The 18143-nt window shown below is 73.5% G+C and carries 20 protein-coding genes; 12 read left to right on the top strand and 8 right to left on the bottom strand.

Annotated features, from left to right (window positions below):
* The first annotated feature begins 70 nt into the window (after nt 1-70).
* Both ACGFSH_RS30735 and ACGFSH_RS30730 read left to right on the top strand, forming a co-directional pair.
* On the top strand, nt 71-1246 hold the full coding sequence (locus ACGFSH_RS30735) for a sensor histidine kinase (protein WP_393354196.1): 1176 nt from the start codon (nt 71-73) through the stop codon (nt 1244-1246).
* Nucleotides 1243-1908 (top strand): response regulator, encoded by a 666-nt coding sequence (locus ACGFSH_RS30730; protein WP_393354194.1) that lies wholly within the window; start codon nt 1243-1245, stop codon nt 1906-1908. The genes ACGFSH_RS30735 and ACGFSH_RS30730 overlap by 4 nt, the downstream gene beginning before the upstream one ends.
* 82 nt (nt 1909-1990) lie before the next feature.
* Here the strand turns inward: ACGFSH_RS30730 and ACGFSH_RS30725 are convergent, their stop codons facing one another.
* A complete protein-coding gene (locus tag ACGFSH_RS30725) occupies nt 1991-2386 on the bottom strand; it encodes a hypothetical protein (RefSeq protein WP_393354192.1) in 396 nt (131 codons plus the stop codon).
* 153 nt (nt 2387-2539) lie between these two features.
* Nucleotides 2540-3457, bottom strand: a complete 918-nt coding sequence (locus ACGFSH_RS30720; RefSeq protein WP_393354190.1) for an NAD-dependent protein deacetylase — start codon at nt 3455-3457, stop codon at nt 2540-2542.
* Nucleotides 3458-3795: 338 nt separating this feature from the next.
* On the opposite strand from ACGFSH_RS30720, the gene ACGFSH_RS30715 reads away from it, so the two are divergent.
* The 8 genes from ACGFSH_RS30715 to glpK all read left to right on the top strand — a co-directional run bounded on the left by ACGFSH_RS30715 (nt 3796) and on the right by glpK (nt 12118).
* A complete protein-coding gene (locus ACGFSH_RS30715; protein ID WP_393354188.1) occupies nt 3796-4797 on the top strand; it encodes a zinc-binding dehydrogenase in 1002 nt (333 codons plus the stop codon).
* Nucleotides 4798-4910: 113 nt separating this feature from the next.
* Entirely contained in the window at nt 4911-6077 is a 1167-nt protein-coding gene (locus ACGFSH_RS30710) for a sensor histidine kinase (RefSeq protein WP_393354186.1), read from the top strand.
* Nucleotides 6074-6733 carry a response regulator gene (locus ACGFSH_RS30705; protein WP_393354184.1) on the top strand — a complete coding sequence of 220 codons (660 nt, stop codon included), beginning with the start codon at nt 6074-6076 and terminating at the stop codon, nt 6731-6733. Before ACGFSH_RS30710 ends, ACGFSH_RS30705 begins: the two co-directional genes overlap by 4 nt.
* Before the next feature lie 117 nt (nt 6734-6850).
* Entirely contained in the window at nt 6851-7489 is a 639-nt protein-coding gene (locus tag ACGFSH_RS30700; protein WP_393354182.1) for a GPP34 family phosphoprotein, read from the top strand.
* 15 nt (nt 7490-7504) lie between these two features.
* The gene (locus tag ACGFSH_RS30695; RefSeq protein ID WP_393354180.1) at nt 7505-9097 is read left to right on the top strand and encodes a carboxylesterase/lipase family protein; all 1593 of its coding nucleotides are present in this window, start codon (nt 7505-7507) and stop codon (nt 9095-9097) included.
* 72 nt (nt 9098-9169) lie between these two features.
* Nucleotides 9170-9607 carry a DUF3592 domain-containing protein gene (locus tag ACGFSH_RS30690; RefSeq protein WP_393354178.1) on the top strand — a complete coding sequence of 146 codons (438 nt, stop codon included), beginning with the start codon at nt 9170-9172 and terminating at the stop codon, nt 9605-9607.
* A 123-nt stretch (nt 9608-9730) separates the two neighbouring features.
* Nucleotides 9731-10576, top strand: coding sequence for an MIP/aquaporin family protein (locus ACGFSH_RS30685; protein WP_393354176.1), 846 nt, complete (start codon nt 9731-9733; stop codon nt 10574-10576).
* Between the two features lie 24 nt (nt 10577-10600).
* A complete protein-coding gene (glpK, locus tag ACGFSH_RS30680; RefSeq protein ID WP_393354174.1) occupies nt 10601-12118 on the top strand; it encodes a glycerol kinase GlpK in 1518 nt (505 codons plus the stop codon).
* A gap of 95 nt (nt 12119-12213) precedes the next feature.
* Here glpK and ACGFSH_RS30675 read toward each other — a convergent pair whose 3' ends face one another.
* Nucleotides 12214-12447: a WhiB family transcriptional regulator gene (locus tag ACGFSH_RS30675; RefSeq protein ID WP_329416394.1), complete on the bottom strand. Its 234-nt coding sequence runs from the start codon at nt 12445-12447 to the stop codon at nt 12214-12216.
* A gap of 393 nt (nt 12448-12840) precedes the next feature.
* Between ACGFSH_RS30675 and ACGFSH_RS30670 the strand changes: the two genes are divergently transcribed.
* The gene (locus tag ACGFSH_RS30670; protein ID WP_393354171.1) at nt 12841-13818 is read left to right on the top strand and encodes an alpha/beta fold hydrolase; all 978 of its coding nucleotides are present in this window, start codon (nt 12841-12843) and stop codon (nt 13816-13818) included.
* Nucleotides 13819-13913: 95 nt separating this feature from the next.
* Here ACGFSH_RS30670 and ACGFSH_RS30665 read toward each other — a convergent pair whose 3' ends face one another.
* From ACGFSH_RS30665 to ACGFSH_RS30650, 4 genes are all read right to left on the bottom strand, one after another.
* Entirely contained in the window at nt 13914-14180 is a 267-nt protein-coding gene (locus ACGFSH_RS30665) for a GlsB/YeaQ/YmgE family stress response membrane protein (RefSeq protein ID WP_256911496.1), read from the bottom strand.
* Between the two features lie 178 nt (nt 14181-14358).
* Complete coding sequence (locus ACGFSH_RS30660) at nt 14359-14808, bottom strand: MarR family winged helix-turn-helix transcriptional regulator (protein ID WP_393354169.1); 450 nt, start codon at nt 14806-14808, stop codon at nt 14359-14361.
* Entirely contained in the window at nt 14808-15224 is a 417-nt protein-coding gene (locus ACGFSH_RS30655; protein ID WP_393354167.1) for a polyketide cyclase, read from the bottom strand. The genes ACGFSH_RS30660 and ACGFSH_RS30655 overlap by 1 nt, the downstream gene beginning before the upstream one ends.
* A gap of 101 nt (nt 15225-15325) precedes the next feature.
* A complete protein-coding gene (locus tag ACGFSH_RS30650; protein ID WP_393354291.1) occupies nt 15326-15673 on the bottom strand; it encodes a DUF1330 domain-containing protein in 348 nt (115 codons plus the stop codon).
* Between the two features lie 388 nt (nt 15674-16061).
* On the opposite strand from ACGFSH_RS30650, the gene gdhA reads away from it, so the two are divergent.
* Entirely contained in the window at nt 16062-17408 is a 1347-nt protein-coding gene (gene gdhA / locus ACGFSH_RS30645) for an NADP-specific glutamate dehydrogenase (RefSeq protein ID WP_393354165.1), read from the top strand.
* 211 nt (nt 17409-17619) lie between these two features.
* Here gdhA and ACGFSH_RS30640 read toward each other — a convergent pair whose 3' ends face one another.
* A complete protein-coding gene (locus ACGFSH_RS30640) occupies nt 17620-18099 on the bottom strand; it encodes a hypothetical protein (protein ID WP_393354163.1) in 480 nt (159 codons plus the stop codon).
* Nucleotides 18100-18143: the final 44 nt, after the last annotated feature.

Below are 18143 nucleotides of genomic sequence, written 5' to 3'. Positions count from 1 at the left end.
GGATGACGTCCCCCTCGTTCCTTCCGCGCGCCGCCCGCCCCGGCGCGGCCGCCGGGAGGGAAGGCCGCCGATGACGAGAAGTGAGGCCACCGCCTGGGCGGGCGCCGCCTGTTACGTCCTCACGGTCGCCCTGCTGGTCGGGGCCGCGCCCCGCGCCTCCGGCGCCGTCCACGGAGTCGGGGCGCTGCTGGCGGTGAGCCTGCTCGCCGGCGTCGTACGCCACCGGCCGCGGACGGCCCTGGGGCTGGCCCTCCTGGGGGCCGTGGCCGTGGTGGCCGGCCCGCCCGGCTCCGGGGAGCAGGGCGGCACGGCGGCCTACCAGGGGCAGTTCCTGTCGTGTTTGGCGGTGGACCTCGTCCTGGGGTACGTGGTGGCCACCTGCGCGCGGCGGACCTGGATCCCCGCCGCGGCCGTGTCCGGCGCCGTGCAGCTCCTGCTGGTCGCCGTCTTCACGCACGGGGACGGCCTGGCGGTCAACGCGCTGATCGCGTTTCTCGCGCTGGCCGCGTGCGGGATGGCCGGGCTGCTGAGCCGTGAGCGCCGCGAGCACGCGACCGCGCTGCGCGCCCGGGAGGTGGCCGAGGCCGTGACGGCCGAACGCCTGCGCATCGCACGGGACTTGCACGACATGGTCGCCCACAGCATCGGTGTCGTCGCTATCCAGGCCGGGGTGGGCAGCCGGGTCATCGAGACCCAGCCCGCGCAGGCTCGCGCAGCTCTGCGGGCCATCGAGGCGACCAGCAGAGAGACGCTCTCGGGCCTTCGCCGCACACTCGTCTCGCTCCGCCGGTCCGACCGCACGGCTCCCTCGTCACAGCGGTCGCGTCTCGCGCCCTCGCCGGGGCTGGCGGACGTCGAGCAGCTGACGGCGGCGCCGGCGGCCGCGGGCGTGCGCGTCGAGGTGTGCCGGACCGGCGGGGGCCGGCCCGTGCCGGCCGACGTCGAGCTGTCCGTCTACCGCATCGTGCAGGAGGCGCTGACCAACGTGGCCCGTCATGCGGGCGCCGAGCACTGCAAGGTGGTCATCGACCACGGGGACGAGGAACTGTCGGTGGAGATCGTCGACGACGGGCGGGGGGCGACCGCGAGCAACGCCGGCCACGGCTTCGGCATCCTCGGCATGAGGGAACGGCTCGGTCTGCTGGGCGGTCGGCTCAGCGTCGGGCCGCGGCCCGAGGGCGGCTTCCGGGTGGCCGCGCGGCTTCCGCTGCCCCTGCCCACCGGAGCGGGCGGGGAGGGCCGGTGACCGTCCGGGTGCTTCTCGCCGACGATCAACCGCTCGTCCGGTCCGGGCTGCGGGTGATCATGGCCGACCACCAGGATCTGGAGGTGGTCGGCGAGGCGGCCACCGGTGCCGAAGCCGTCCGGCTGGCGCGGGAGCTGCGCCCCGACGTCGTGGTCATGGACATACGGATGCCCGGCATGGACGGCATCGAGGCCACCCGTCTGATCACCGCCGACGACGCGACCACCACGCGCGTGCTGGTCCTGACCACGTTCGACGAGGACGAGCACGTCTACGGCGCGCTGCGGGCCGGCGCCGGCGGCTTCGTCGTGAAGGACATGGCGCTGGACGACATCCTCGCGGCGGTCCGGGTGGTCGCCACCGGGGACGCCCTGATCGCGCCCGGTGTGACGCGCCGTCTGATCGCCGAGTTCGTCGCGCGTCCCGCGGCCGCCCCGGAGCGCTCCGCGCGGCCGGTCGAGGGCATCACCGAGCGGGAACGGGAAGTGCTGACGCTCGTCGGTCGCGGCCGGTCCAACGCGGAGATCGCGGAGGACCTCTTCATCACGGTGGCGACCGCCAAGTCGCACGTGTCACGGCTGCTCACCAAGCTCGGCGCCCGCGACCGCGTCCAACTCGTCATCATCGCCTACGAGTCGGGACTCGTCACCCTGCCCCGCTGACACCAACGCCCTCGTCCGCCCGCACGCGGCTGTTGTCGGGTCCCGTGGCAGTCCGTCGCCGTCCTCAGGGTGCTCGCCCCTCTCAGTCGTCCGCCAGGTACGACGGGGACGGCTGGTTCCAGAGGGCGTCCGAGCGGGCGATGAGGCGGCGCAGTTCACGGGCGGTCCGGGGGGAGAGGGCCTGGGTCACGGTGTCGAGGAGGGCGCGGGCGTCGAGAGGGTCGCCGCAGCAGTCCCAGTGGACGCCGCCGCCTGCTTCGAAGTCCTGCCACAGCTCGCGCTCGGGGCGGCGGACGTAGTCCTTCCATTCCCGCAGGGCCATGGCGACGTCGCCAGGTGACAGGTAGTTGCGGGTGCGTTCGAGGCGGTGGACCTCGGACAGCGCGCGCGAGGACAGGCCGTCGATGACCGGCTGGGCGGGCGACGCGCGGTGGTGGGAGGTTCCGGCCGCCGCGCGGCGCGGCCGGTTACGCGGCACGGGCCTTTCGTATGGTCGTCATGCGCACATCGTGCCACGGGCCCGCGCGGGGTCTCCAGCGGTTTTGTCCGGCCGGATCCCCCACCGGCGCACCTGCGCACCTGCGCACCGGCCCGGTGGCGCGGGCTGTTTCCGTGTCGTCCGCGCAGGCGGTCACCGGGGTGGTCGGGGGTGTTCGTCGAGCGGGGCGCCGAGGGGGACGCCGAGCCGGTCGGCGACGGCGCCGAGGGCGGCGCCCAGCGGGAGGGCGACCCGGGTGAGGGCGTGCCGGTCGCCGCGGGTCGGGTCCCGGTTGACGATCAGGACCGGTTTCCCTGCGTCGGCGGCCTGACGCACGAACCGCAGCCCGGACATCACCGTCAGCGAGGAGCCCAGGACCAGCAGGGCCGTCGCCTCCTCGACGAGCGCGCGGCAGGCCTCGACGCGGGCCGGCGGGACGTTCTCGCCGAAGAACACCACGTCCGGTTTGAGGATGCCCCCGCAGGCCTCGCAGGGCGCCACGACGAAGTCCCGGACCTGGTCGTCGGTGAGGTCGGCGTCGCCGTCCGGGTTCAGTCCCGCCGCCACCGGGGCGAAGCCCGCGTTCGCCCGCTCCAGCCGCAGGGCGAGGTCGGCTCGTGGGACCGTCGCCCCGCAGGAGAGGCAGACGACCCGCGCCAGGCTGCCGTGCAGTTCGACGACGTCCCGGCTGCCGGCGGCCTGGTGCAGCCCGTCGACGTTCTGGGTGATGACGCCCGACACCAGGCCGTGGCGTCCGAACGCGGCCACGGCCAGGTGCCCGGCGTTCGGGAGGGCCCGCCCGAAGGTGCGCCAGCCGAGGTGGCTTCGCGCCCAGTACCGGCGGCGGGCCTGCGCGCCGGCCGTGAAGTCCTGGTAGGTCATCGGGGTGTGCCGGCTCAGGCTGCCGCCCTCGCCCCGGTAGTCGGGGATGCCGGACTCCGTGGAGATGCCGGCCCCGCTGAGCACCAGCACACCGCCACCGCTCAGCGCGTCGGCGACCGGCCCCACATCCGTGGTGCCCGGCAGCACGTCACCGGCAGGGGTCCAGCTCAGGGTGGGACGCATCCGCATGCCGCCAGGGTACGGAACCGGCCGCCCAGGCGGGGGCCGCGCCCAGAGCGCACGAGCACGGGCCCCATACGGCGCTCGGCCGTGCCTTTGCCGTGCACGGACCGCGACCCGCCACCCACGGGGGCGGGAGCGGGGGAGGGGGAGCGGGAGGGGGAAACGGGACCCGCGGGGACGGCGCTTCACGGACTCCGGTGTCAACGGGCCCGGTCTCCTGGTGTCAACGGGCCCAGTGTCCCCCGGAGTCGGGAATCCGGGAGTCGGAATCCGGGAATGCGGACGCGGCGCACGCGCGTTGAGCACCGCCGACGGACTCTCCCCGTTCGGAAGAAGGCAGGTTCATGACGTCCTCGCCGGCCACCATGCGCGCCGTCCGACTCTCCGCCCCCGGTCCCGTGGACGGCCTCCGGCTGACCACGCTCCCGCTGCCACCGGAGCGGGACGGCTGGGTGCGCATCCGCGTCGAGGCGTTCGGCCTCAACCGGTCGGAGCTGAAACTGCGCCTCGGGCTGAGCCGGGGCGTCACCTTCCCGCGGGTGCCGGGCATCGAGGCCGCGGGCACCGTGGACGCCGCCCCGGCGGAAAGCGGACTGACCCCGGGACAGAAGGTCGTCGCCATGATGGGCGACATGGGGCGCACCTACGACGGCGGCTACGCCGAGTACACCTCGGTGCCGTTGTCGCAGGTCATCCCCGTCGAGACCGATCTGCCGTGGGAGGTGCTGGGCGCTCTGCCGGAGATGGTGCAGACCGCCCACGGCTCGCTCACCGTCGGCCTGGACCTGCGGGCCGGTCAGTCGCTGCTGATCCGCGGCGGGACCTCCTCCGTGGGCCTGGCGGCCGCGGCCCTGGCCGCCAGGCGCGGAGCCGTGGTCCTCGCCACCACGCGCCGGGCCGACCGCCTCGCCCTCCTCCGTAAGCGCGGCGTCGACCACCCGCTGCTCGACACCGGGGAGGTCGCGCCCGCCGTGCGCGAGCTGTACCCGGACGGCGTCGACGCCGCCCTCGACCTCGTCGGCACGCCGACCCTGCCCGACACGCTCCGCGCGGTGCGGGTGCACGGCACGGCCTGCTTCGGCGGCAGCCTCTCCAACCAGTGGACGGTCCGGGACTTCTCACCGAACGAGTACCTGCCCAGGGGAGTGCGGCTGGCGGGCTACTTCGGCGATGCCTCGGACCTGCCGCAGAAGGACTTGCAGGACATCCTCGACGCCGTCGCGGCCGGCCGGCTGTCCTTCCCCGTGGACCGCGTCTACGACGGTCTGGAGCAGGTGGCGCGGGCTCACGACGACATGGAACACGACCGGGCCACCGGCAAGCTCGTCGTCCGCGTCCGGCATTAGGGCCTGGCGTTTCCGTACGGTCCCGGAGGCGCAAGGCGCCGATCGTTTCCCGGCTGCGCGCCTGCGCCCGGCGAACCGGCGGCCCGCGGCCGGTCGCTGGGTAGGGTCGGGGCGTGGACCGCAGCAGCAGACAGCCCGACGACGCATTCGCCGGGAACGCGCGGGACGAGCCGTCGCCCCGGGCGGCCCGCAGGCTGTGGGGGTGGTCGGCCGGGCTGGTGCTGGCGGTGCCGGGCGCCTCGGTGCTCGTCGCCGGCTCCGGTACCGGCCCTCGGCCGGCCGTGGCCCTCGCCCTGGTCCTCGCGCAGGCCTGCGCCCTGAGGTGGCAGCTGCGCGCTCCGGTCGCCGTCCTGGCCGGGACCGCGGCGGCGGGCCTCGGGGTGTGGGCGCTGCTGCCCGCGGTGTCCCTGACGGGCGCGCTGCTCGCGGCGCAGGTCGCGCTGTGCGTGCTGTCCGCGACCAGGCCCCGGCGGGCCTCGGTGTGCGCGCTGGCGGCGATGTGCCTGCCGGGGGCGGTGGCCTTCCGGGCGGGCGGCCCGGCGGGCCTGGCGGTCTACCTGCTGACGGTCGTCCTGGCGTGGACCGCGGGGCAGTGGCGCGGTGCGCAGCGGGCGCGGGCGCGGGCGGAGACGCGCCGGGCCGTGGTGGAGGAGCGGGCGCGGATCGCCCGGGAGGTGCACGACGTCGTGGCGCACACCCTGTCCGTGCTGGTCGTCCAGGCGGGCGCGGCGGACGACGTGTTCACCCGGCAGCCCGAGCAGGCCCGCCAGGCGCTGCGGGCCATCGAGATCAGCGCCCGCTCCGCGCTCGGCGAACTGCGGCTGCTGCTGCGCGCGTTCGGCCCCGAGGCGGACGGGAGCGGGACTCCCGAGCGGTGGGAGGCGGGGCCTTCGCTCGCGCGTCTGGACGAGCTGGCCGGCGCCGTGCGCGCGACCGGGCTGACCGTGCACGTGCACCGCGAGGGCGTCACCGACGGCCTGCCGGCGGCGCTGGACCTGGCGGCGTACCGGATCATCCAGGAGGCCCTCACCAATACGCTGCGTCACGCGGCCGGCGCGGACGTGGTGAGGGTGCGCGTGGCGGTGGAGGGGGAGTGGGTGAGGGTCACGGTGGCCGACGACGGACGCGCGTCGCAGAGCCCGTCGGCGGCGGGGGCGGGGCGAGGTCTGGTGGGGATGAGGGAGCGCGCCCGGCTGGTGGGCGGGCGGCTGCGCGCGGGCCCGCTGCCCGGCGGCGGGTTCGAGGTGACGGCGGAGCTGCCGCTGGAGGAGGTGTCATGACGTTGCGCGTGGTGGTGGCCGACGACCAGGCCCTGGTACGGACCGGCTTCCGCATGATCATCGACGCCCGGGACGACCTGGAGGTGGTCGGCGAGGCGTCCGACGGCCGCGAAGCGGTCCTCCTGACGCGGGAACTGTCGCCGGACGTGGTGCTGATGGACGTCCGCATGCCGGTCGTGGACGGCATCGAGGCGACGCGGCAGCTCGCCCGGTGCGGCAGCACGGCCCGGGTGCTCGTGCTGACCACCTGGGACGTGGACGCGCACGTGGTCGACGCCCTGCGGGCCGGGGCCGTCGGCTTCCTGCTGAAGGACATCCGCCCCGCCGAACTCGTCGAGGCGATCCGGCTCACCGCGCGCGGCGACGCCCTGCTCGCCCCGGTGGTGCTGCGCCGCGTCCTCGACCGCTTTCTGCGCACCGCGTCCGCCCCGGCGCCGCCGCCCTCGCTGCGGGAGCTCTCCGGCCGCGAGCGGGAGGTGCTCACCCTGATCGGGCAGGCGCTGTCCAACGCCGAGATCGCCGAGCGGCTGGGCCTGTCGGAGGCCACCGTCAAGAACCATGTCACCGCGGTGCTGCGCAAACTGGGCCTGCGCGACCGCGTCCAGGCCGTGGTCGCCGCCTACGATCACGGCCTGGTGCTGCCGCGCCGCCCTTGAGGTCGTCGCCGTCTCCTCCTTGAGGAGGAGACGGCACGCCGCTCCTCCCGTGCTCCCAGGAGCAGTCCCTCCCCGCGGCCGATCCGCGGCGGGGGCGGCCGGACATAGCGTCGAGGGGTGATCGACGACCTGGCCTGCCTCATGTATCTGCTCGCCCACGACGACGCGGCCGAGGGTCCGTACGACCGTCGCCGGACGGAGTTGCTCGTGCGCGCGGCCGCCCTGACCGACCTCGCGCTGCGCGGCCGGCTGCGGGAGGACGACGGCACGGTCACCGTGTCCGGCGAACGGCCGACCGGCGACCCCGTCCTGGACACGGTGCTGCGCGACGCCGCCGGCGGACACGGCTGGAAGCACCTGGTGCACCACCGTCGCAAGCGCACCCTGACGCTGGTGGAGGACCGGCTCGCCGCCGCCGGACTCCTCGCCGTGCGCGAACCCCGCACCCTGCTCGGCGCCCGGCGCCTGACCGTGACGGACCCCGCCGTTCCCGCCGCACTGCGCGCCCGCGTCCACGCGGCACTGCACGGGACCGGCCCGGTGGGCGAGGTCGCCGCGGCCGACGCGGCGCTGCTGGCGCTGGCCGCGGCCGGCAGGGTCCGCCCCGTCGTGTCACGGCGGGACCGCAAGTCCTTCCGGGCCCGCATCGACGCCTGCACACGGAGTCTCGGCGTGCTCGCGCCCGGTCTGGAGAAAGCCGTACGCACGCTGCCGACCACCATGATCGCCGCACAGGGCGGCATGGGCGGCAGCTGACCCGAGGGGGAGACGATGAGCCCGCACCGCGTCCTGACCGCCCTGGGCTGTGCCCTGACCGTCGTGCTCACGACGGCCGGGGCCCCCGCCCGCTCCCATCCGGCTCCGGCCGGCCCCGCTGCGGCCCGCGCCGCGACCACGACCGTGCGCACGCAGGACGGGCCGGTGCGGGGCGCCGCCCACGACGGCTACCGCACCTTTCTGGGAATCCCTTACGCGGCGCCCCCGGTGGGCCGGCTGCGCTGGGCCGCGCCCCACCCCGTGTCCCCCTGGACCGGGGTCCTGGACGCCACCCGCCCCGCGAGCGCCTGTCCGCAGCCCGCCGGGGAGGTGCCCGGCGGCAGCACCGACGAGGACTGCCTGCGGCTGAACGTCACGACGCCCGACGGCGCACGCCCCACGCACCCCCGGCCGGTGATCGTGTGGCTGCACGGCGGCGGCCTCACCACCGGCGCGGCCGGTTCGTACGACGCCCGCCGCCTCGCCGCCCGCGGCGACGTCGTGGTCGTCACCGTCGACTACCGGCTCGGGGCGCTCGGCTTCCTCGCGCACGCCGGGCTGCCCGGTTCCGGCACCTTCGGTCTCGCCGACCAGCAGGCGGCGCTGCGCTGGGTGCGCGCCGGGATCGGCGCCTTCGGCGGGGACGCGCGCAACGTGACACTGGCCGGCGAGTCGGCGGGCGGCTACAGCGTCTGCGCCCAGCTCGCCTCGCCCGCCGCCGCGCGGCTCTTCGACCGGGCGATCATCCAGAGCGGGCCGTGCACGGGCCGCCCCGACCGGCCCTTCGCCCCGTCGTCCGCCGCGCTGCCCACGGCGAACGCGGCGGGCGCGGATCTCGCGGCGAAGGTGGGCTGCCGCGCCGCCCGGGACGCCGTGGCCTGCCTGCGCCGCGTGGACGCCGCGCGTCTGCTCGCCGCCCAGGGCGCCGACCAACAGCCCGCCTACGGGACCCCGTTGCTGCCCCTCGACCCCGGGGCGGCGATCGCCTCGGGCCGCTTCCACCGCGTCCCCGTGCTCATCGGCGCCAACCACGACGAGGGCAACGGCTGGGCCGCCGGGATCGTCCAGGCCGGGAATCCCGTCGACCCCGACACCTGGCCCGACGTCGTGGCCGCCTTCTTCCCCGCACCGGGACAGGCCTCGGCGATCGTCCGCGAGTACCCCGTGCACCGCACCGACGGGGGCCGCGTGTTCGGAGCCGTCATCGGCGACGCCGACTTCGCCTGCCCGACGGCGGACGCGGCCGGCCTGCTCGCCGCCCGGACACCCGTCTGGCGTTACGAGTTCGCCGACGAGCACGCCCCGCCGCTCACCCCGGGCACGCCGCCCTTCCCGCTCGGCGCACCGCACGCGAGCGAGCTGCCCTATCTGTTCGACCTGGGCGGCCGCCCGCGCGACCTGAGCGCGGCACAGCGCCGGCTGGCCGACGCCATGATCGACTACTGGACCCGCTTCGCCCGCACCGGCGACCCCGACGGCCCTTCGACGCCGCACTGGCCCCGCCGGGCGGTCCTGTCCCTGGCGCCGGACCACATCGTCCCCACCCTCACGACGCCGCGTCGCCACCACTGCGCGTTCTGGGGCGCCTGGGACCGGGAAGGGCTGTGAGCACCGTCTCGCGCGCACGGTGACGATCGCCCCACGCGCAACCGTCGTCCCTGTTCACGCGTCGCACCACACATGGAACGCGAATGGCTCTTCTCCCTTGTCCCCCTCCTGCTCGGCGCGGCCTTCCTCGCCATCGGCCTGCACGGACTGCGTCGTGCCGAGGCGCTGCGCCGCACAGGGGTGACCGCCAGGGGACGGATCGTCCGCCACCACGTCAGCCGGAGCGACGGCGGAGCCAAGTTCCACCACCCGGTCGCGGCCTGGACGACTCAGGACGGCACCGCCTGCGAGCACCCGTCCCGCTTCGGGCGCGTATCCGTCGAGGGCCGTTTCGGCGTGGGCGCCGCGGTGACGGTCCGGTACGACGCGGCCAACCCCCGCCGGTTCGAGATCCAGGGCTGGGACGCGGCGACGGCCGACCGGGTGTTCGCCGTCGTGGGAGCGCTGCTCACGGGGGCCACGCTGCTGGCGCTGCTCATACGGCTGCTCGTCTGGCTGCTCAGCCTCTGACCGTCGCCGTCGGCCCGCAGATCTTCCGATTTGTGCGCTTGCTCCATGATCGCCCTATGCTGTTCTACGGGAGACCTCGAGCAGTCGACGTGCCGGCTCCGCGCCGGCGGGAAGCGGGCTTCCATGGCTGAGCGGTTCAAAAGGTCCGGACTGGTCGGCGAACTGTCGGCCGAATTCGCCGGCACCATGATTCTCATCCTCTTCGGCTGTGGCGTGGTGGCCCAGGTGGTCGCCGGTGGAGCGCTCACGACGCCGCCGGGAGGACTCGGAAACCACGACAGCATCGCCTGGGCCTGGGGCCTGGGCGTCACCCTGGGCGTCTACGTCGCCGCGCGGCTGAGCGGCGCCCACCTCAATCCGGCGGTGACGGTCGCCCTGGCCGCGTTCAAGGGCTTCCCCTGGAGCAAGGTCGCGCCCTACGCGCTGGCCCAGACCGCCGGAGCCTTCGTGGCGGCCCTCATCGTGCGGTGGAACTACACCGAAGCACTGGCGAAGGCCGACCCCGGACACACCATCAAGACGCAAGGCGTGTTCTCCACGCTCCCCGCCAACGGCAATCCCAATCTGCCGGTCCACGAGTGGGGCGCGTTCCGTGACCAGATCATCGGCACCGCCATCCTGCTCCTGCTGATCCTCGCCGTCACGGACCTGCTGAACACCCCGCCGGGCGCCAATCTGGCCCCGTTCATCGTCGGTCTGATCGTCGTGGCGATCGGCATGGCGTGGGGCACCAACGCGGGATACGCGATCAACCCGGCGCGTGACTTCGGGCCCCGATTGGCCAGCTTCATCACGGGCTACGGCACAGCATGGCGAGATCAGTACGGGAACCTCTACTTCTGGGTGCCGATCGTCGGGCCCCTGATCGGCGGCCTGCTCGGCGCCGGCCTCTACAAGGCCTTCATCGGCCGGTTCCTGCCGACGGCGGAGCCCGAGCCTCCCGGCCGTGTCCCGGCTCCCGAGGAATGACCCCCACAGCAGAGGCGGCAACCCATGGCTGACTTCGTGGGCGCGGTGGACCAAGGCACCACCAGCACCCGATTCATGATCTTCGACCACGCCGGCAACGAGGTGGCGAAGCACCAGCTGGAGCACGCCCAGATCCTTCCGCGCTCAGGCTGGGTCGAGCACGATCCGGTGGAGATCTGGGAGCGCACCAACTCCGTGATGCAGAACGCGCTGCGGCACGGCAACCTCACCCCCGAGGACCTGGCCGCGATCGGCATCACCAACCAGCGCGAGACCACCGTGGTGTGGGACCCGCGCAACGGACGTCCCTACTACAACGCCATCGTGTGGCAGGACACCCGCACCGACTCCATCGCGGCCGCCCTGGAACGCTCCGGCAAGGGCGACGTGATCCGCCGCAAGGCGGGACTGCCGCCGGCTACCTACTTCTCCGGCGGCAAGATCCAGTGGATCCTGGAGAACGTCGACGGCGTCCGCGAGGCGGCCGAGCAGGGGCACGCCCTCTTCGGCAACACCGACGCCTGGGTGCTGTGGAACCTGACGGGCGGCCCCGACGGCGGCGTCCACGCCACCGACGTGACCAACGCCAGCCGCACCATGCTGATGGACCTGGAGACCCTCGACTGGGACGACGAGCTGCTGGGCTTCTTCGACATCCCCCGGCAGATGCTGCCCGCCATCAACCCGTCCTCCCACCGCGAGGCGTTCGGTGTGACCCGCACCTCCCGGCCGCTGCGTGCCGCCATCCCCATCACCGGGGTGCTCGGCGACCAGCAGGCGGCCACGGTGGGACAGGTCTGCTACGCACCGGGCGAGGCCAAGAACACCTACGGCACGGGCAACTTCCTCGTCCTCAACACCGGCACCGAGCTGGTGCGTTCGCAGCACGGACTGCTCACCACCGTGGCCTACCAGTTCGGCGACAGCCCGGCGATCTACGCCCTGGAGGGCTCCATCGCCGTCACCGGCTCGGCGGTGCAGTGGCTGCGCGACCAGATGAAGGTCATCAAGGACGCGGCGGAGAGCGAGGCGCTCGCGCGCACCGTCGAGGACAACGGCGGGATGTACTTCGTACCCGCCTTCTCGGGCCTGTTCGCCCCGTACTGGCGCTCCGACGCCCGCGGCGCGATCGTCGGCCTGGCCCGGTACAACGACAACGGCCACCTGGCCCGGGCCACCCTCGAGTCCATCTGCTATCAGAGCCGCGACGTCGTCGAGGCCATGGAGCAGGACTCCGGGGTCCACCTCGACGTGCTCAAGGTCGACGGCGGCGTCACGGCCAACGATCTGTGCATGCAGATCCAGGCAGACGTCCTCGGCGTGCCGGTCAGCCGTCCGGTGGTCGCCGAGACCACCGCGCTCGGCGCCGCCTACGCGGCGGGCCTGGCCACCGGGTTCTGGCGCGACACCGACGAACTGCGCACCCACTGGCAGGAGTCGAAGCGCTGGGAGCCCCAGTGGTCCGACGACCAGCGCGCGGAGGGATACGCGGGCTGGAAGAAGGCGGTGGAACGCACCCTCGACTGGGCCAAGGTCGAGTAGCCGCACACGGCAGGCGCCGCCCGTGAGCATCGGGCGGCGCCTTTCCGTGTCCTGGCCTTTCCGTGTCCTGAGGCCCGACGGCAGCCCGCACCGCCTCAGTTCCCGCGCCACAGGCGCAGAGCCCGGCGCTCTCCTGCCGTCATCGCGCCCCATATGCCGTCGTACTCACCGCTGCGCAGCGCCCAGTCGCCGCAGGCCGTCACGACGGGGCACCGGTTGCAGACGGCCCGTGCCCGGTCGATCTGGAGTCGCGAGGGACCGTCCTCCCCGATGGGGAAGAAGAGCTCGGGATCCTCGAAACGGCATTCCGCCAGGTCACGCCAGTTCACGCGCCGCCTCCCCTCCCGGAACACCCGTCGCCTCCCCGACGGCGCCGGCCTCGGCGTGCGCGTACGGGTGCGGTCGCGAGCGGGGGCACGGGTCCGGATGCGGGAAGGAGCGACCGGCAGAGCGAGAGAACATCATCACCACCTCCGCGTGGTTCTTCGGTCACCCGCGTGCGGGCAACCCGTAAAAGCGGCGCTCGGTGCACCGCATGACCCGGCAGAGGTAGATAGAAATATAGGACTTTTCTCGCGTTCGGTACAGATCCCGGACACCGGAAAACGGACGTCGACCGACGCGGGGCGCGCCCTCACGGCGGACCCGGCGGACCGTCGCAGCGGCTTGCGGGACCGGCCTCGGTTCGAAGAACAGAAGCCAGAAGCCCTATGCTTTCGCACATGGTTGCGCATCGAATGATCGACGTGAACGGGATCCGGCTGCACATCGCGGAGGAGGGCGAAGGCCCCCTGGTCGTGCTCCTGCACGGCTTCCCCGAATCGTGGCATTCCTGGCAGCACCAGTTCGGCCCGCTGGCCGCCGCCGGCTTCCGCGTGGTCGCACCCGACCAGCGGGGATACGGCCGCAGCGACCACCCCGAGGACGTGGCGGCCTACAGCATCCTGCACCTGGTCGGCGACGTCGTCGGTCTGATCCACGCGCTCGGCGAGGAGAAGGCGTACGTCGTCGGACACGACTGGGGCGCGCCGGTGGCCTGGCACACCGCGCTGCTCCGGCCGGACGTCGTACTGGGGGTGGCGGGGCTCAGCGTGCCGCCGCCGTTCCGCGGGACGCAGCCGCCGCTCGAGGTCATGGACCGCATGTTCGAAGGCCGGTTCTACTGGAACTACTTCAACCGGCCCGGAGTCGCGGACGCGGAGTTCGCGAAGGACCCGCGCACGACGCTGCGGAAGTTCTTCCACATGGCGTCCGGCGACGCTCCCGCCGCGGCCGAGGGAAGGCAGCCCTTGGTCGAGCACGGCCGGGGCTGGCTGGAGACGATGCCCGATCCCGAGGCCCTGCCCGAGTGGTTCACCGAGGCGGACCTGGACGTCCTCACCGACAGTTTCTCCGGGGGCTTCACCGGCGCGCTCAACTGGTACCGCAACATCGACCGCAACTGGGAGCTGACGGCGGCCTGGCACCAGGCCGTCGTCAGCGTGCCCGCGCTGTACGTGTACGGGGACCGCGACCTGGTGCCCGCGTTCCCGGGCACGCCCGAACTCATCGCGGCCCTGCCCGACCTGATGCCCAGCCTGCGGCGTGAGCCGGTCCGGCTGGAGGGGTGCGGACACTGGACGCAGCAGGAGCGCCCGGCGGAGGTGAACGCCGCGCTCGTGGACTTCCTGACCGGACTCCGCGGCGAACTCCGGGACTGAGCCCCTCGGCCGCCCCTCGAAGCCCTCGCCGCTGTCGGCGTCACCGCCGCGGACGGCAGCGGCCGCGACGCCGACGGCCGTGGTGAACCCGCCGGTCAGTCCCGGGAGTTGCCGAACAGCAGACGGTAGGCGACGAGCAGCACGAGGGCGCCGCCGACGGCCGCGCCCCAGGTGTACAGGTCGAAGAAATGCTTCTCCACCGGCCGGTCGAGGAACCGGGCGGAGATCCAGCCGCCCACGAAGGCCCCGGCGATGCCGATGAGGGTGGTGCCGATGAAGCCGCCCGGGTCGCGCCCGGGAAGCAGGATCTTGGCGATGGCCCCGGCGAGCAGGCCGAGGATGATCCAGCCGATGATGCCCACGTCGTACGTCCTCCAGAGTCGGTCGGTGCGTGCCGGCTGCCCTGGTGTGACTCCGGTTCGCGCAGGTGGAGACGCGGTGCGGGGCCCGGGCGGTTGCGGTCCGTGCGTCACGGGACGCCCCCCCGGCCGTGGCGCGCGGACCGGACCCCGGTTCCGGTCCCGCCGCGGGCGCCGCACGTCACGGTGAGGCCGGCGGCGTCTCCGGTTCGGGGTGTGCCAGGCGGCGCAGCAGGGGCAGGGCCTCGTCGAGGGGCACGGGCCGGAAGAAGCGCGCGTCGGCGAGTTCCACGGCGGCGATCGCGCGGGGGGCCAGGTCCGCGCCGGCGTCGGTGACCCGCAGTCGCTTGGCGCGGGTGTCGGCCGGATCGACCTCCCGCTGGACGAGTCCCTTCTGTTCCAGGGTGCGCAGGACCTGCGAGGTCATCTTGACGTCGGTGCCCGCCTGGCGGGCCAGGGCGAGCTGGTTGGGGTGCTCTCCCTGGGAGTTGAGCCACCAGGCGCAGGCGAGCAGGACGAACTGGACGTGCGTGAGACCGAGGGGCGCCAGGACCGCGGTGAGCTCGCGCTGCCAGCGCAGCGTGGCGTGCCAGAGCAGCAGACCGGGGCTGTCGCCGGGGCTGAGGGGCATCAGCGCGCCGCCCGTGCGACCAGCGCGGCCATCGTGGCGGGCCAGTCGGCGGTGATGCCCGGACCGATCCGCGCCCCGGCCTCGTCGGCGCCCGGACCGGTGATCTCCATCCGGTACACCACCCGGACGCGGCCCTCGCCGAGCCGGTCCATCCGGTGGACGGTCCGCAGCAGGAGATCCCCGAACCGGGCCTCGTCGACGAACAGTTCGCCTTCGGTCACCTCCGCGATCCGGAGGGCGATCGGCTCCTCCCCGGGGGGCGTCATCGTGATGCGGGCGCCGGTCGCGAAGGGGCCGTCGATCTCGGTCTTCTCGATCTCCGCGTTCCAGGCGCCCCAGTTCTCGACGTCCGTCCAGAGCCGCCAGATCGCCTCGGGGGCGGCGCCGGTCTCGACGGCGTGCTCGTAGTCCCACATGGTGTGATCCCCTCGTGTCGATGTTCTGCCCAGAGACTATCTGTACGCAGACCATCTGTCGAGTGGCGGGACGGTTCGCGGCGAGGGCCGGTGGCACGGCGCTACCGGGCGGGCAGCGCGTCCCGTACGGCGCGCGCGGTGAAGGCCGGGTCGTAGTCCTCGGCGACGCCCGGGACGAGGATGACGTCACCCTCGATGTGGCGTGAACGCAGCGGGGCGATCTCCCGGTACGCGGCCGAGTCCCACCACTCCCGCGCCCGGGCGAGGGAGGGGAAGCCGATCACCACGACGTGCCCGGGCCAGTCGCCCTCCTTCACCTCGTGCCGTGCGCCGTGCACGAGGAAGCGGCCGCCGTACGGCGCCATGGTGCCGGTGACGCGTTCCATGTACGCGGCGATCTCCGCGTGGGGTGCGGCTTCCTGAAGGCGGGCTATCGCGTAGGCGGTCACGGTGTCCTCCGGGATCTCGTTGTCGGCTTCTCGACGTGCACGAGCCTGCCACCGGGACGGGCCGGGGTCGATGACCTCCGGGGTAAGCGCGTCCGGCGAGGACCGGCCGGCGCGGGTGAGGAAGCGGCGCGGGGCGGGAATCAACGCGTCGGCGGATCGGGGGGTCGTCACATCGGGGGAAGCGCGCGCGTTCGGGCGACCGGGGGAATTCGGGAGCGAAGCAGGTGAATCCGGGCTGGGGAAATCCCTGCGGCGGCCCCGGGTTCCGCCCCCGCCGCGTCCCGCCTGACACGCTGACACCTGTCGTGCGTATTCATGGACGGAACAGCGGCCGGGCATGCCGGACGAGGCGAGAGTGCCTGGCGGACGAACAGGAGAGCAGACGCGTATGAATCCCAGTGCTCACATCGAGGCCGTCTACGCGGCAGTCTGCCGGCGCAACCCCGGGGAGAACGAGTTCCACCAGGCGGTGGGCGAGGTGCTGCACACGCTGGCGCCCGCCCTCCAGGCGCATCCCGAGTACGTCGACTCGTTCATCGCCGACCGGCTGTGCGAGCCGGAGCGGCAGCTGATCTTCCGGGTGCCGTGGGTGGACGACGCGGGCCGGGTGCAGGTCAACCGCGGGTTCCGGGTGGAGTTCAGCAGCGCGCTCGGCCCGTACAAGGGCGGACTGCGGTTCCACCCGAGCGTCGACCTCGGCATCGTGAAGTTCCTGGGCTTCGAGCAGATCTTCAAGAACGCCCTGACCGGACTCGCGATCGGCGGCGGGAAGGGCGGCTCGGACTTCGACCCCAAGGGCCGCAGCGACGGCGAGGTCATGCGCTTCTGCCAGGCGTTCATGACCGAGCTGTACCGGCACCTGGGCGAGCACACGGACGTCCCCGCGGGCGACATCGGCGTCGGCGGGCGCGAGATCGGCTATCTCTTCGGCCAGTACAAGCGCATCACCAACCGCTTCGAGGCGGGCGTGCTGACCGGCAAGGGCGTCTCGTGGGGCGGCTCCCACGCCCGGACCGAGGCCACCGGCTACGGCGCGGTCTACTTCGCCCAGGAGATGCTCGCCACCCGCGCGGACGGCTTCGACGGCCGCAAGGTCGTGGTGTCCGGCTCCGGGAACGTGGCCGTGTACGCGATCGAGAAGGTGCACGCGCTGGGCGGCTCGGTGGTGGCCTGCTCGGACTCGTGCGGGTACGTGGTCGACGAGGACGGCATCGACCTGGAACTGCTCAAGACGGTCAAGGAGGCCCGGCGGGCGCGGCTGTCGGCCTACGCGGAGGCCAGGCCCACGGCACGGTTCTCCGAGCGGGGCTCGGTCTTCGACGTACCCTGCGACGTCGCGCTGCCGTGCGCCACGCAGAACGAACTGCACGCGCCCGACGCGGCGACGCTGGTGAAGAACGGGGTGCGGGCCGTCGCCGAGGGCGCCAACATGCCGTGCACCCCGGAGGCGGTCGAGATCTTCCGGGAGGCGGGCATCCTGTTCGGGCCGGGCAAGGCCGCCAACGCGGGCGGTGTGGCCACCTCGGCCCTGGAGATGCAGCAGAACGCCTCTCGCGACGCGTGGACCTTCGAGCAGACGGAGCGGCGGCTGGCGGCCGTCATGCAGAGTGTGCACGACCAGTGCCGCGCCACCGCCGACGCCTACGGCGGATCCCCCGACGACTACGTCCTGGGCGCGAACATCGCGGGCTTCCTGCGCGTGGCCGAGGCGATGACGGCTCAGGGCGTGGTGTGACACACCTGGTCGTCATGCGCGGCCGCTGAGGGTCCACGGCCCGGGCGGCGCGGACGGCCGCGTGGACCGGCGCCTCCCCTGTGCGCGCCGGTCCACGCGAAGTCGAAGTCGACGTTCAAGTCCAAGTCGCGAGTCGCACTCCAGGCCGGAGTCGGAGCCGACGGGGTGCGGCCGCGCGGCCGGTGCGCGCAGCCGCACCCCGTCGGGGGTGTCAGGCCTGCACGAGGACGGTGCACCACGTCTCGTTGTTGTCGCCGATGCCGCAGTCGGCGATCTCCCCGCTGCGGATCTTCGTCCAGACCCCCTTGGCGCGCCAGTGCCAGGTGCCCACCCGCGAGAACCGCTCGTGGTATCCGTGGTTCGCGAACGTGAACGCGTCGACGTCGTTGCCGGTGCCGTTGCCGCCGCGCGTGCCGTTGCCGAACGACAACTGCTTGCACTTGGCGTGCTTGAACTCGCTGCCGGTGCCCCCGCCCCAGTTCCACACGTCGCAGTAGTGGGGGCCCGAGCCGAGGCTCATGGTGTAGTGCATCGTCTGGCCGGTCCTGTTCTTCACCGCGCCGCACAGGGGACCCACACAGCCGTCCGCGGAGGCGTTCGTCGCCCCGGCCACGACGGCTCCGGAGGCCAGCAGGGCGGTGGCGACGGCGGCGACGGCCGTCCGGTTCGCCCGGGACATCATCTTGCGCATGGCACTTCCCATCTCTCGTTGCGTCAGCTCGGCCCACGCCTCGC

Source organism: Streptomyces sp. NPDC048481 (genome assembly GCF_043200075.1).
Taxonomy (GTDB): domain Bacteria; phylum Actinomycetota; class Actinomycetes; order Streptomycetales; family Streptomycetaceae; genus Streptomyces.
The sequence above is the reverse complement of the archived record's forward strand: the minus strand, read 5'-3'. Positions and strand labels throughout refer to the sequence as shown.

Coding starts and splice junctions, on each gene's coding strand:
- gdhA (WP_393354165.1), top strand. CDS start 16,062: ATGAATCCCAGTGCTCACATCGAGGCCGTCTACGCGGCAGTCTGCCGG.
- ACGFSH_RS30695 (WP_393354180.1), top strand. CDS start 7,505: ATGAGCCCGCACCGCGTCCTGACCGCCCTGGGCTGTGCCCTGACCGTC.
- glpK (WP_393354174.1), top strand. CDS start 10,601: ATGGCTGACTTCGTGGGCGCGGTGGACCAAGGCACCACCAGCACCCGA.
- ACGFSH_RS30640 (WP_393354163.1), bottom strand. CDS start 18,099: ATGCGCAAGATGATGTCCCGGGCGAACCGGACGGCCGTCGCCGCCGTC.
- ACGFSH_RS30705 (WP_393354184.1), top strand. CDS start 6,074: ATGACGTTGCGCGTGGTGGTGGCCGACGACCAGGCCCTGGTACGGACC.
- ACGFSH_RS30715 (WP_393354188.1), top strand. CDS start 3,796: ATGACGTCCTCGCCGGCCACCATGCGCGCCGTCCGACTCTCCGCCCCC.
- ACGFSH_RS30660 (WP_393354169.1), bottom strand. CDS start 14,808: ATGCCCCTCAGCCCCGGCGACAGCCCCGGTCTGCTGCTCTGGCACGCC.
- ACGFSH_RS30655 (WP_393354167.1), bottom strand. CDS start 15,224: ATGTGGGACTACGAGCACGCCGTCGAGACCGGCGCCGCCCCCGAGGCG.
- ACGFSH_RS30690 (WP_393354178.1), top strand. CDS start 9,170: ATGGAACGCGAATGGCTCTTCTCCCTTGTCCCCCTCCTGCTCGGCGCG.
- ACGFSH_RS30685 (WP_393354176.1), top strand. CDS start 9,731: ATGGCTGAGCGGTTCAAAAGGTCCGGACTGGTCGGCGAACTGTCGGCC.
- ACGFSH_RS30735 (WP_393354196.1), top strand. CDS start 71: ATGACGAGAAGTGAGGCCACCGCCTGGGCGGGCGCCGCCTGTTACGTC.
- ACGFSH_RS30670 (WP_393354171.1), top strand. CDS start 12,841: ATGGTTGCGCATCGAATGATCGACGTGAACGGGATCCGGCTGCACATC.
- ACGFSH_RS30720 (WP_393354190.1), bottom strand. CDS start 3,457: ATGCGGATGCGTCCCACCCTGAGCTGGACCCCTGCCGGTGACGTGCTG.